Here is a 13,742-nt window from a genome sequence, read left to right as displayed (position 1 = left end):
CCCGGGGCGCGCGGAACTGCAAAGCCGAAAGTGTTTAGATCAAGCCAACGTTGTTGCCGAACTAGCATAGTGGCGAGAGGCAAGCTCCCCTAGTCTAGTCTCAAAGTAGCGGTGCGCCTGCATGTTCACGTTCCGGACGTCGATAACGCTTGCTGTGGCTACCTTTGTGGTTGCGCTTGCAGGTTTATTGATCGCAATTCAGGCTCGATCTCTGCGCTTGGCAACGCACGAAGCGGCTTTAGCCTATATGGACGCAGCAAGCGCCAAGTCTTTGGGCCGCTTGCATAGTGAGTTGAGCTCCATCTCTTCAATTGTGAACGTGCTTGCTACTAGTTCGAGCGTAGCGGATTCGGATGACCGATCTGAAACGGGCAGGGCGATCCCCCTGTTCAAGGCCGCTCTGCACGAAATGCCGCAGATGGACAGTATCTACGTCGGCTTTGCGAATGGCGCCTGGTTACAAGTGCGGCGCACCAGCGACCTCACTGAGGACCAGCGCGCAAAGCTGCGAGCGCCGGCCAATGCTGACATCGTGATTAATCTCGTACGGCCCACGGCGGCGGGCGAGCTGCCGATGCGCCGGGTGTTCCAAGATCGGCAGGGCAGCGACGTCGACGAAATCGATTTCTGGAAATACGGCTACGATGCTCGGACGCGGCCTTGGTACACCCAGACCATGAAAACGGGCCGGACCTTTGTCACCGAGCCGTATCTTTCCTTCAATCTTGGCGCACCAGTAATTACCGTGGCTGCGCCCTTGCAGGGCAAGGTGACCGGCGTGCTCGCGGCCGACCTTAAGCTCGATAGCTTCAGCGCTTTCGTCCAGGCTCAGCGGCCAGGACCAAACGGCACCGCAACGATCTTCGACCAAGCTGGCTCCCTGATCGCCCATCCTGACTTTGTGGAGTTACTCGAAAATGCGATGATCGATCCCGCGCGATCGCAGCTACCCAACATCGGCGAAATCAAAGATGGACTCATTGCCTCTGTGCTGCGGATGTCACGCAATCTTGGCGTGGACGAAGGTTCGGTCGAAGATAACCGGGGCCACGGTTATCTTTTTAGATTGACGAGTTTCACCTTGAGCGATGGCTACAGCGCCAGCATATTGCTGGTGGCGGCGCAGGATGATTTTGTCCAGAATGTCAGGAAAGTACAGTTCACGGGCTTGATCTTGGCGATGGTCGTTGGCGCGGCCTTCATCCCGATGGTCTGGATTTTCGGCAATCGCATGGCGCGTTCCTTAAACGCTATTGCTGCGCAGGCCGGAAAACTTCAGAATCTGGCTCAGCCTGATCCAGTGCCAGTAACATCCTACATTGCAGAGATACACGATCTAGGCAGTACCGTGAATTTGGCGCAGCGTGCGATATGGTCGTTTGCGCATTTCGTTCCAAAAGAGATCGTGCGCGGCGTGCTGGACAACTCCATCTCCACTAGGCTCGGAGGGATCAAACAGGAGATCACGTTGATCTTTACGGATGTTCAGGGCTTCACGACGATCGCGGAATCGGTCGACCCCGACTTGTTGATGCAACAGACCTCGCGCTACTTCTCGGCCCTAAGCCAAGCCTTCCTCGCGGAAGGCGGCACAATCGACAAGTTTATCGGTGACGCGGTGATGGTATTCTGGAATGCGCCCGCGCCACAAGCAGATCATGTCGCGCGTGCCTGCCGTGCGGCACTGGCAGCCAGAGCCGCCGGTGAACGGCTCAACGCTGAGTTCGCGGCGGAAGGGTGGAAGCCCTTCATCACGCGGTTCGGTATTCATGTTGGAGAGGCCGTCGTTGGAAATGTCGGATCAACTGAGCGAATGAACTACACAGCTCTTGGCAACACGGTGAACCTTGCTGCTCGGCTCGAAGGACTGAACAAGCAGGTCGGTACGACAATCCTAGTGAGCGAAGCCGTCTACTCGCGCGTTCGCGATCAATTTAAATTCAGGGCCTTCGATGCGGTCATGGCGAAGGGGATGTCCATTGAGACGCGCATCTACGGGCTCGACGGAGGGGCCGCATGAAATTCGCTTCGACTTGGCGCGGCTTGCTGTGGGCGATGCTCGCTCTTTCTGGTCCGTTGGGTCATGCTTCCGAAGAGACCATCAAGGTGGGCATTCTGCATTCGTTGTCCGGAACCATGGCGATCAGCGAGTCCGTTCTCAAGGACACGGCTCTCATGATGATTGCGGACCAGAACAAAAAGGGTGGCTTGCTGGGGAAAAGATTGGAGCCGGTAGTCGTGGACCCTGCTTCCAATTGGGAAGCTTTCGCCGAGAAAGCTCGCGAGTTGCTCACGGTGGAGAAGGTTGCAGTCGTATTCGGCTGCTGGACCTCCGTGTCCCGAAAAGCGGCAACCCCCGTTTTCGAACAGTTGAATGGCCTGCTCTTCTATCCCGTTCAGTATGAGGGCGAGGAGAGTTCGCGTAACATCTTCTACAGTGGCGCCGCGCCGAGCCAGCAGGCAATTCCGGCCGTTCGATATCTAATGAGCAAGGAGGGCGGCCAAGTTCGCAGGTGGGTATTGCTCGGCACCGACTATGTCTATCCGCACACCACCAACAAGATCCTAACCGCCTATCTGTACAGCGAAGGCGTAGCTCCGGAGGATATCACGACGATCTACACGCCCTTTGGGCAATCAGAGTGGCGCGAGATTGTCGGAAGGATCAAGGCGTTCGGTTCGGAAGGGAAACGGACGGCTGTCATCTCGACCATTAATGGAGACGCCAACACCTATTTTTACCGTGAGCTGATCGCTCAACAGGTCAGCGCTAAAACCCTCCCTGTTATGGCGCTCTCGATCGGAGACCGCGAACTGCAGCAGATTGGCGTTGACAGGCTGGCTGGTCAAATGGCGGCATGGAATTATTTTCAGTCCGTTAAGTCGTCAGAAAACGACGCTTTTGTCAAAATGTGGACCGACTTCAACGGGCAGCGTGACGGCATGACAAATGACCCGATGGAAGCCACTTTCGTCGGTTTTCGAATGTGGGCCCAGGCGGTCAGCCAAGCCGGCACTGTTGATGTGAACGCCGTCCGTCAAGCGATGTACGGTCAGCGAGTGAAGGCGCCGAGCGGCTTTGAGGTTGTGATGAACACCAATCACCATCTGTCCAAGCCTGCCATGGTTGGTAAGATAAATTCCGCAGGAACGTTCGACGTAGTTTGGCGATCGATCTCACCAATCAAACCGTCGGTTTGGAGCCGATACATTCCCGCAAGCGCGAGACTGACAGCCGACTGGAGTTTTCCTTGGGTTTGCGGGGGGTGCGCCGAGCCCACATTCAAAGACTGGTGAAAAGGTCTTGTTCGCGCTTAATCGTCGGAATCGAATGAGCTTATCCGCTATCGCCGCGGAGCAGCGCACTCCTTAAACTGACGTCAGTCGCTAAACGACACGGTTGCGGGAGAGGTCGGACGATCAAAGACATAGTTGTCGTCGGCGAACCGGCGCAACGTGATCGAGGGCGGTTCTCCGAACATCGTTCGGTAAGCCGCCGCAAATCGCCCCAGTTCCCAGAAGCCATGGTCGGTGGCAATCTTTGTGACTGTCGAGCATGAAGGATCAGCCCTGAGCAGCGCGCGACGAACCAGATGCAATCTTCGCAGAGTCAAATAGCGGATGGGTCCCATCCCCAGATGTTCTTCGCAGGCCACTCGAAGTGTTCGCTCGGCCACGCCGATCGCGGTGCAGATATCAGCTAAATACAACGGCTGCACGGGATTTGCTTCGAGGAATTCCTCGAACCGTGCAACTATCCGCCCGTGGCGATGGTTGGCGCCTTCTACTTTCGACGTTAAGCCCTCAGTGAGGCACTTGATCATAGTGTACGTTATGTTGTGCTCTAAGGCCCGGGCCACCTCTGGGAGTTCGAGAAGGTTTGGTGTCGCGATGGCTATCTTACCAATTAATTCGTGCTGTTGTTGCAATTGCCGCATAAGAACCGAACTTGGCCGGACCAAATATTCCAACTCCACTCCAGAAAACTCATCACCCGCGATAGCCCTGCACGCGGCATCGAAATCGCCAGGGGCCAGTGACATCGCTCCAAAGCGGCAGTCCCCTTCGGTTCTGTGATGCACTACGTCGTAATTGCAGACGACGATTTCGTTGAGCGAAAGATCTCTGCCGCGATGGAGAAACGTCGGCTGCTCGCCGGTAAGAAAGGCAATAACCCTTCGACCAGAGGTGATCTGGCTCGTGTAGACTTGCGGCAGCGTAACGTCGAAGCGCTGCATCATTAGCCGATTGAATGTCACCTGGGTCAGTTCGGCGCGGAAGTCCCCCTTTCTTGTTAGCAGCAGCTTGTTGTCCGACCCTCGGATAGACTGCTGGAAAGGGAATGGATCGTCAAAATTGAAAACACGACTCCAGGCCATAGGCTGCTCAACACTTTCCATTGCTAAATACGTCCGGAGATCTAATTTGTGCTCCCTGCGAAGTATTTGATGCCGCATCCGAAAACTTACTTGTCGCCGAGAGGGCACTTCGCCTTCTGCGAGAGTTCGGCAAGGTATCTTTGCATACACGCAAAACGTGCGGACACGTTAAAGGCTGGCGAAAGACGTTGACTATGCAAAAACGGCAGAGAAAGTCGGCGGCGCCGGCTTAGGGCGTCGCTCCAGTCCAGTCAGAAGCCCTTCGCGTCGAAATCATATAGCGCCGTTTCTGCATAGGCGCCGTTCAGTCACGGTGTACGGTTGGCTCGAGGAGGGCCGATTTAGGCGCCCGCGGCCGGATCTCATCAGCGTGAGGAGGAGCAAAATGTCGGCTCGAACCGTTGGAGCACTCGCCGCATCTGCCATTGTCGGCACAGGCGTTTTGTTGGCCGTTTCAGGCGAAGCATCGGCATTTCGCGGTGGTGGTTTTCACGCCGGCGGTTTTCGAGCTGGTGGTTTTCACGCAGGCGGATTTCGCGCAGGCGGCGTGCGCGCCGTTGGGGTCCGGGGCGGCGTCTACCGGGGTGGCGTCTACCGAGGCGGCGTTTACCGAGGAGGTATTTACCGCCCCGCCGTAGGCATCGGCGCTGCTGCAGTCGGTGCCGCTGCACTCGGTGCCGCCGCAGGTGCGTACTACAGGCCAGGTTACTACGGTCACGGTTATTATGGCGCTGCTGCGCCGGTGACCTGTGGATACGGCTATTACTACTACCCGCCTTATGATCGCTGCGTGCCCACGCCATAGTCGATCGCACGAAATGGACGACGTCGGAAGAGCGTTAGCAAGCATCTGCCGCTCCTGCAAAACCGGGACAACCCTGCAAACATCTAAGCCGGTGGATAGAAACAAGAAGTCAGGCGCTGTTTGAGAACGGAAGAAGCGATGCGATCCATCGGGTGCTATGCCGCTTTACATGCTGAGTAAGCTAGTTTGGGCCGCGGAGGAACATTCGCTTCATCTGGCCAAGGGTCCCGTAAGCTTTCAGGCGCTCATTCCGATGTCCGCATGGCATGCCTGCAGCTTCCTGAAGGAGAGCTTGCGCCAATTCGTCGCACGGCTCAGCGCTAAAGCATTGCTCTTGCTGGTGCATCATAGACTCGCGGTCAATTTCGTTGATTCCGATGGCGCTTTTCCTGGACATTTCCGTTCCGATTTGATGCTTTATGTCACGGTTGAGTCACATGGACTATGCGACTGCGGCGTTTTGCTCCAAATTCCCGATTCTGCCGAATTTGCATAGACTTTCTGCCGGTCATTCACGAATATCGTCTGCTCTACAGCCTTCGCGTGTGGCGTTTGTGGGGGTCGAAATGCCCTGGAGCAAAGTCCTTGTATTCAACGATCCGGCTCAATACGCGACGAGCGTACGTTCCGCGGAGATACAGATTTTCCCGACGACCAAAGGGGATTTTCGGGCTGAGTTGACTCAAGTTACATTGAATGAACTGTGGATGCAGCGCTTTGCGGAGTGCTTGCCACGCGTGCACAGGGGTACGATTAGCCCAGGCCGTCAGGTTTATACTTTTCTGACAAACGAACAGCCCGAGGTGCACAGCCGGGGACGACTATTATCGCTGGGGGAAATGTGTGTCCACGATTATGACGTGCAACATGTCAAAACCTCCGGGGATTATAGGTTTGGGGGGGTCTCCCTAAGACCAGAGGCGCTGGCTACGACCTGGAGGGCATTGGTCGGATCCGAATTCAATCCGCACAAGGGCGCGCGGTTCATACGGCCGAATTCTGGATTAATGAGCCGATTCCTGAACCTTCATGCGATAGCCGGAGGGTTGGCGAAGAGCGCACCCGACCTCTTCACACAGCCGGAAGTGGCTCACGCGATTGAGCAGCATCTGCTGCACGCGCTGATAAACTGTTTAGCTGATTGTGAGGCCTCCAACATTGGAACAGGTTTGCTGCGCCACGGAATCATCCTCGGACGTTTCGAAGAGTATTTGGAAGCGAATCCAAATACTCCGTTGCATTTGAGCGAAGTTTGCGCAGCCATTGGGGTGGCAGAGCGAACGCTTCGCGCCGCATGCGAGGAGCATCTCGGGATGGGACCCATTCGATATCTGACGTTGCGGAGAATGCATCTCGTCCGCCATGCCTTGCGGCAAGCCGCTCCTGATGCAAAGACCGTTACCCAAGTGGCGACCGCGCACGGGTTTTGTGAATTGGGGCGGTTCGCTGTAGCTTATCGGCAGATGTTTGACGAATCACCAATTGCAACCCTTCGCAAAACACCAGACTCTTGGCAGGAAAAGGTAAGCCGTCCCTTGAAGCTAGTGTCGTAAGTTCGTCAAAGGCTCTACCGATGGATTTGGAAGAGCCGTCGGGCCGCAGGCGGTGCGCTGTCGATCAGTTTCCCAATACGGTGTGCCCACTGTACAGGTTATTGCCGGGAATACTCAGGCTGCCGTTTGCCCATGCCCAGCCGAGTTGCCACCAATCTAGAAGCCTTACCAATTACAAGGTGGTGCGCCCCTGAAGGTTCGCTCCAACAGCTAACGATCAGACAAAGGGCGCGCGAGGCCTATTCAGTCGCGTCATCTTTACGCGGATTTTGAACCGCCTGTGCCCCGTTCAGCAACTATTCCGAATGCAAAATTGGCTTCTAACGGCCGTCGCCTTTGCGCGCGCAATCGTTTGGTTTGCCGAACTCGCATAGTAACGCGCAGCCCCCCGCGCTAATTTGATCAGTCAACAGGCCGCGGCATGATTGCACGCATTCAGGACGAAGTGCTCCGGTCTAGCGCGAGATTTACGAAGACTCCGTCATAAGCAGCCGCCGAATTTCTCGCGCGAGGATCAACAAGGACGCGACCTATGTCGAATTACGACGGAAATGCACCCGCTGCCCCCCTTTCTCCGAACGCTACAGCGATTGACATCGGCCTCCGCGCTTTCATGTTGCGGGTCTACAACTATATGGCTGCCGGGGTTGCTTTAACGGGCGTCATGGCGCTGCTGACCTATCAGTTCAGCGGGCCGGAATTACTTCAAAGTCCGCTGATGTGGGTGCTGATGCTGGCTCCCCTGGCGCTGGTGTTCTTCATCAGTGCACGAATCAACACGATGTCGGTGGAAACCGCGAGAGGATTGTTTTTCCTCTATGCGGCGCTTGTCGGAATCTCCCTGTCGACCATCTTTCACATCTACACGGAGTCTTCGATCACACGGGTGTTCTTTGTCTCGGCCGCCGCCTTTGGTGCGCTTAGCATGTGGGGTTACACGACCCGGCGCAACTTGTCGGGTGCCGGCATCTTTCTTTTCATGGGCTTGATCGGCATCATTGTTGCCAGCCTGGTGAATTTGTTTCTGAGATCTAGCGGGCTGGATTGGATGATCTCCGTGATCGGTGTCGGCGTGTTCGCAGGTCTCACAGCGTACGATACCCAACGGATCAAGGAGATGTACGAAGGTGGCGATGACAGAACTTCGACAGGCCGCAAGGCGGTGATCGGCGCACTGTCGCTTTATCTAAACTTCATCAATCTGTTCATGATGATGCTGCGCCTCATGGGCGGCCGGCGTTAGCATCTGGACTAATTGGCGTGCGCGGCGCCCAGATCCCTCAAACGTCTCACGGGAAGAATTCATTGGGAATCAGGAGGGTGTGCAACTAAGCCGAGCGAGAGGCCCTGAGTTGTAGATGAGAAACAGGTCGCCCGTATAATGGAAGTCTTCTCCAACGAATTCCTTTGTCACAAACTTGAGCTGGATCTTGTTATTACTGGTAACACGGAGAGGGAGTTTATTATTTGCCGTGATCAGCGACATCCCGTCCCTGCCATCCAGCGTGACGTTCAGGTCGACTGGTTTTGGTTGAATGGCCGGATCCAGCATCTGTTGAACGATTTGACCTTTGCATAAGAATTGCTGGCCTGCGGCATAGCTTGGCCCGATCATCGTCATCAGCATGGCCAGGCTAACCGCAAATTGAGTTGCTTGCATTCTAGCATCCCTAAAATTCGAAGATCGTCGTGACTGGAAGATGTAAGCCATTGCTGATCGCGGGCTTGCCGAATGGCCCGATCTCAACGAGCAGGGGGCCGCTTTTAGTACAGATGGTCCAATACACCGCAGTGATGGCCGATTTGCCACGTCGAGTGTGGACCGATGCGTAGCAAGACAGTATGCAAATCCGGCCATTTCCGGCTTTTGCACCTCCGTGACGCTACACAGAAACGTTGAAAGTGACTCGCGAAGGCCGAGCCACAAGTTGCGGCGTCGCTGATCGTGATAACTGCGCCCGGAGCAAGCGTGCAGGCCGACCGGGTGACGCTGCGCCACCGACGAAGTGTGGGCTGCCTGATATCTGGCGGCACGTCTAATGGTCTAAAGGCAGTATCGAGCCTGACGTTCCGCTTGGCATGCTAGACCGAGTCAGCGCACGCCGAGCACTGTTTTGGAAAAGCGCGGCCAGCTATTTCTTGCTGCTGCCATCACCGTGACCCAGAACCAACGCCGCCCCATCCTGGCCGTGCTTTTTCAGATCGGCCAAAATTCCGAGATCGGACAAATCGAGCCTATGCGAATGTTTCCAGTCGCGCCGCGAGACCTGGACCAACCGTTTGATCACAGGCTTGGATTTGGTCGCGATCGCCAGCTCGCGTCGCGAGTCGAAACTTCCCGGGCTCAGATTGATTGATCCGACAATTGCTTCTTTCCCATCCGCAATCAGAATCTTGCCGTGAAGCTTAAGCCCCTGCAACAGATGCACATTCGCTCCAACGTCGTGCATGATGCGCAAGCCGCCGATCCCTTCGGCGAGCTTCTTGCCGCCTAGCTTATGTGGAGCTCGAGCCATGATCTTGACGCGAACGCCGCGGTTCACAGCACGTACCAGCCTTTCTACGATCACCGTGTCCTGATAACGTTCATTTTGCAGCCAGAGCGTCTTTTTCGCTTTATCGATCACATTCGCGATACGCTCGCGCCCGTTGTTCGGACACCAAATTAGGTGCGACTTCGGATCTGGCTTGAATGGTTTGCGGGTCCAATCAGCGTCGAAACACCGTACCATTTCCCGAACTTCGCTCTTCTTGGTCGTCGTGACCGCATAGTCTCTGGTTCCCGTGAGATCACGAGGCTCCCAATTCAGGGACTCTACAAAACCGATCTTGTCGTCGATGACCATTGATTTTTGATGCGTTAACGCGAACGCCATTGTCCGATGCTGGTGGTGTAGTAATTGTCGATGTATGTGGCGAGCGCGCTTATGATTGCGATGACCAGCGTCGCGGCGCCCGCGAACATGGCCACACCGAGCGTGTGGCGTCCGAAGCCATAGTCATGTGCCCATGCCAGCCAGTCGGGCAATCTATGCTTTTCGAGTGCGTCGTCGAGCACGAGCTTTAGGGGCCAAGGCGCCGCCAGACTGGCCGCAATCTCGAGCAGCATCGCTGCGAAAACAATAGCGAGCCAGCCGCGATAAGGTCGGAGCAATCCGAGCACGAGACGCGTCATTTTGCTCTCCCCATCAGCAAGAGTCGTAATCATGCGGGCCGAGTGCTTGAGTGAATGTCCGCCGGGAGGATGTTCGCCGGTGCTGCAGCTAGGGGCTATGCAGAATCGGCCGTTCGCCGAAAATCGGCATAGTGCCTACCTGAGTTGGCAAAACCTCAGGAGGCGCCTTCCGCCCGAGAAGCCCACCCGTCAATCCAGCCTGTGTCATTGCGTCTGCCGAAGTTGCATAGGCGTCGTACGCAGAGCGTGGCTAACTGGCGTAGCGGTCCGGAAGTGTTCTGACCCGCTTCGCAGGGGCGCTTGCTACAAAGAGAAAAGCGCACTGACATGAGCTTTTGTTAGCGATCGAGACTGCCGCTGGCGCCTTCGTTGAGGGCAGCTCTTCGGCAAAAAAGCGCTACTTCTAGGAGAATACAAAATGCCGTTTTCAGTGGCTATGATCGCTCTGAGCACACAACTGGTTGTGGCGGTAGCGGACGGTGTGCCGGCGTTTGACATGGCAAGAAGCTGCAAGCTCGATTTGGCTGCGACATCCGGACTGTCCGATACCCAATCGCTCCGGGCGTGCATCAGGGATGAACAGGGAGCGCGAAAGCAGTTAGCCCAGCGATGGTCGACGTTCCCGGCCTCGAGCAAAGCGGAATGCATTCCCCAGGAGTCGATCGGGGGCACTCCCAGTTACGTCAGCTTGCAAACGTGCCTGCAAATGAACCAATGGGCCAAGTAGACTTCTTTGAGTTCGGGTTGACGAGTATAGCGCACCGTCGACAGCGCGTTGAGATCGGCGGCAGTCTCGACATCGGCCGCTGCTGAAAAGCCAGCACGGGGCAGTTTTACTCGCTTGTTCGTGAGAGACAGGTACATTCGCCGCGAATTAGAGCAACGGTAGGACATAGTCGCTACACGGAAACCCGCCGGAAGCGTGCGCGCACCGAACTCACGTCATCGAATTGCTTGCTGTGGTCGCAAATCGGCGTCGATGTCCTGTCGTGTCTCCGCCCAAATCGTATGGAGATAAACGTGATGCAAAGAACCAGCGGAATCCGCATGACCCAGCTTAGTGCGGGCGAGTGTGGTCCTTGGACCAGCCCAAGCCTAGAAGTTCAATCACCCAGTGCGCTCCTGGGATGTATGCGGAGGTTGAGGGCGGCGGGTGTGCCCTGCACAGGATGCGTTTCCAGGATGGGCGATATGCCGGCGCGATAGGATCTGAAGCATGAACGGGGGCCGGAAGAATTTCTAAGCGGCTCATCCGCCTCCCGGCGGATAAGAGCGTGCTTGCTTGATTAGACTTTGTGGCAAGCAGACGCTCGTAGCTCCGGGCTTACTTGTTCGGAGCATGGACCGGCGCGTGCCGAAATCGCATAGACGCGCAAACGAACGTTCGTAAGGTCGTTTCGTCGTAGTGCGAGAGGTTTCAGATGTACGCAAGCAGCCGAACAACTTTCGCATCAACGCTGCTTGCGGGCAGCATGTTCGGCGGACGCATTCGAGGGCATCGGCCGTGGCGAATCGCTTTCAAGCCGATGTACTGCTGGGTGAAGCCGGTTCGCGCGATAGCACGGCGTTTTGAGTATACCGCAACAGACGATATGGCACTGATCGCCCCGAGTGCCTTTCGGCACCGCTGGTCCTAGTGCACTGCTCAGTTCTCACGCGGAAACAGGATCAATTGTCCGGGCTCAGAAAGGTGCTCCCATGAAGATCTCTGCTGGATTGCGCTTTACGTCCTGTGTGGCGCTACTAGCCTTAATGGGGTCGACGACCGCGTTTGCGCAGCAGCGCAACAAGCCCAACGTAGTCTTTATCCTGGCTGACAATGTCGGCTACGGCGACCTCGGATCGTACGGCGGAGGCCAGCTGCGCGGAGCTCCGACGCCGCGCCTCGATGCGCTTGCCCAAGAGGGACTCCGTCTCACGCAGTTTTTGGTCGAACCGGCCTGCACGCCCTCCCGTGCGGCACTTATGACGGGCCAGTACTCGATTCGCAGTGGGCTTTCGCTGATCGCCATTGAAGGCAGCCCCTATACACTTCCTGCAAACGCCTTCACGATGGGGGAATTGTTCAAGAACGTGGGTTATGCCACCGCGATCTTTGGGAAATGGCATCTCGGAAGCGCCCCCCAAAGCCTGCCGACGGCGCACGGATTCGACGAGTTCTACGGTATTCCGCCTGACATCAGCTGGGATGCAGCAACATACCCCGCAACGATCGCTCTCACGCATTCGATCGACGAGCCTTATGATGCGTTGCTGAGAGCAGGGCCCCATATCGTCGAGGGGAAGGCTAAGGGGCCCTTGCAGACCGTCAAGCCATTCACCGAAGAGGTGCGCGCCAACATCGACAATGAGCTGGTGGACAAATCAGTCGATTTCATGCGGCGTCAAAAAGCCGCCGCGATGCCCTTCTTCCTCTACCTTCCCTTTTCCATGGGGCACTTTCCGAACCTGCCTTCTCAGCAATTCAAGGGCAAATCGCGGATTGGTAACTATGGCGACAAGCTGATGGAAGGCGATTATCACGTCGGCGAGATTCTCGACACGCTCAAGGAACTTGGACTCGAGGACAACACGATTGTCGTCTTTGCTTCCGACAATGGCCCGCAAGGACAAACCGCGCGCGAACACGGCAATCAGGGGACGCCCGACATGGGCAGTTCCGGGCCGTTCCGCGGTGAATTGGGCGAAGTGACCGAAGGAGCGATACGGACAGCGGCGATCATCCGCTGGCCTGGCAGGGTCAGGCCGGGAACGACTACATACGCCATGTTCTCCATCATGGACTTCCTGCCGACGTTCTCACATATCGTGGGAGGCACGATGCCAGCGGACCGAGCGATTGACGGCATCGATCAGTTCGATCTCCTGATCGGCGCTGCGGCCACGGGTCGTCGCGAAAGCATGTTGAGCTTTATCGGAGGAGAGCTCGTCGCCACGCGCTGGAAGCAGTGGCGCATTTACTTTACCGACGTTCACCCCACCGGTATCGGCCCGCAGCGGCAGCCGGGAATGTTCTCCGCCGGTGCTCCAATGGCCGGTTACCCGAAGATTTTCAACATTGAGATGGATCCTCACGAGGACCTCATTGTGGCTGCGATGTTTGGCTGGGTGTCGGGGCCGGCGCTCAAAACTGTCGAAGACTACAAGGCAACGACAAGGCGATATCCCAATCCGCCGGCGCCGAACATCACACAATTTGGCAGTGGCGGCTGATCCGGAGCGGCGTCATCAAGCGGATAGCGGAACACCGGCGCGACACCAGCGGCCAGACGGAAGCCGATGCGCAGCGCAGGTCTGCCGGTCCATCGTCATCCGGGCGCCGGTGAGCGCGCCGAGCGGTGCGGCAATCGGCCGGATAGGTGGTCGCAGGATATGCAAAGCCGGCATTGTCACGGCAACGAGCATTCAGAACTCATGCACGTAGCTCCACGGGGAACCGCCACCGAGAAAGATGAACGAAGTTTATCGCATGTTATAGCGCAAGCTTCCCCTCGATGGCCTGATCGCGAGCACCGCCAGAAGGGTAGCCAGCGTGAACACATCGATAAACGTCAGACCCTCGATCGAAGATCAACATCTGACTGTGGAGGAGTGCGACGAACTCTCGCAAATCCTGATTCAAGACGCCGCAAGCATGCAGGATGGACCGCAAAGACGGAAGCTTTTGGAATTGGCGGAGTGTTACGGGGCCTTGGCGCGCCTTAAGAATCTGGTTCTTGGAAAGGTGTATTGATCGTGTGCCGGGTAGGCACGGTTTTCCCTTCCGAGCAAACCAATACTGACTTGTCAAATCGTCAACAGTCGGTTTCGTCTCGCGCCATTGGAATTCT

General features: G+C 56.5%; 10 protein-coding genes. 5 read left to right on the top strand and 5 right to left on the bottom strand.

The window, feature by feature from the left end; translation table 11 throughout:
• Positions 1-121 precede the first annotated feature (121 nt).
• The gene (locus AC0L27_RS27905; protein ID WP_354058619.1) at positions 122-2,020 is read left to right on the top strand and encodes an adenylate/guanylate cyclase domain-containing protein; all 1,899 of its coding nucleotides are present in this window, start codon (positions 122-124) and stop codon (positions 2,018-2,020) included.
• 35 nt (positions 2,021-2,055) lie between these two features.
• On the top strand, positions 2,056-3,297 hold the full coding sequence (gene urtA / locus AC0L27_RS27900; RefSeq protein WP_354059639.1) for an urea ABC transporter substrate-binding protein: 1,242 nt from the start codon (positions 2,056-2,058) through the stop codon (positions 3,295-3,297).
• A gap of 83 nt (positions 3,298-3,380) precedes the next feature.
• Here the strand turns inward: urtA and AC0L27_RS27895 are convergent, their stop codons facing one another.
• Together AC0L27_RS27895 and AC0L27_RS27890 are read right to left on the bottom strand one after the other, a co-directional pair.
• Positions 3,381-4,400 carry a helix-turn-helix domain-containing protein gene (locus AC0L27_RS27895; protein ID WP_354058622.1) on the bottom strand — a complete coding sequence of 340 codons (1,020 nt, stop codon included), beginning with the start codon at positions 4,398-4,400 and terminating at the stop codon, positions 3,381-3,383.
• A 433-nt stretch (positions 4,401-4,833) separates the two neighbouring features.
• Complete coding sequence (locus AC0L27_RS27890) at positions 4,834-5,097, bottom strand: hypothetical protein (protein WP_354058624.1); 264 nt, start codon at positions 5,095-5,097, stop codon at positions 4,834-4,836.
• A 524-nt stretch (positions 5,098-5,621) separates the two neighbouring features.
• Here AC0L27_RS27890 and AC0L27_RS27885 point away from each other — a divergent pair.
• Positions 5,622-6,737, top strand: a complete 1,116-nt coding sequence (locus AC0L27_RS27885; protein ID WP_354058626.1) for a helix-turn-helix domain-containing protein — start codon at positions 5,622-5,624, stop codon at positions 6,735-6,737.
• 532 nt (positions 6,738-7,269) lie between these two features.
• Positions 7,270-7,980, top strand: coding sequence for a Bax inhibitor-1/YccA family protein (locus AC0L27_RS27880; protein WP_473320958.1), 711 nt, complete (start codon positions 7,270-7,272; stop codon positions 7,978-7,980).
• A 69-nt stretch (positions 7,981-8,049) separates the two neighbouring features.
• Here the strand turns inward: AC0L27_RS27880 and AC0L27_RS27875 are convergent, their stop codons facing one another.
• The 3 genes from AC0L27_RS27875 to AC0L27_RS27865 all read right to left on the bottom strand — a co-directional run bounded on the left by AC0L27_RS27875 (position 8,050) and on the right by AC0L27_RS27865 (position 9,912).
• Entirely contained in the window at positions 8,050-8,397 is a 348-nt protein-coding gene (locus AC0L27_RS27875) for a hypothetical protein (RefSeq protein ID WP_473320957.1), read from the bottom strand.
• A 472-nt stretch (positions 8,398-8,869) separates the two neighbouring features.
• On the bottom strand, positions 8,870-9,649 hold the full coding sequence (locus AC0L27_RS27870) for a phospholipase D-like domain-containing protein (RefSeq protein ID WP_473321006.1): 780 nt from the start codon (positions 9,647-9,649) through the stop codon (positions 8,870-8,872).
• The gene (locus AC0L27_RS27865) at positions 9,598-9,912 is read right to left on the bottom strand and encodes a hypothetical protein (protein WP_473320956.1); all 315 of its coding nucleotides are present in this window, start codon (positions 9,910-9,912) and stop codon (positions 9,598-9,600) included. The genes AC0L27_RS27870 and AC0L27_RS27865 overlap by 52 nt, the downstream gene beginning before the upstream one ends.
• Before the next feature lie 1,698 nt (positions 9,913-11,610).
• Here AC0L27_RS27865 and AC0L27_RS27860 point away from each other — a divergent pair.
• Positions 11,611-13,125 carry an arylsulfatase gene (locus tag AC0L27_RS27860; protein WP_354255035.1) on the top strand — a complete coding sequence of 505 codons (1,515 nt, stop codon included), beginning with the start codon at positions 11,611-11,613 and terminating at the stop codon, positions 13,123-13,125.
• Positions 13,126-13,742: the final 617 nt, after the last annotated feature.

This window comes from Bradyrhizobium sp. Ken51, from assembly GCF_055807435.1.
This window is presented reverse-complemented; position numbering and strand designations above follow the sequence as displayed.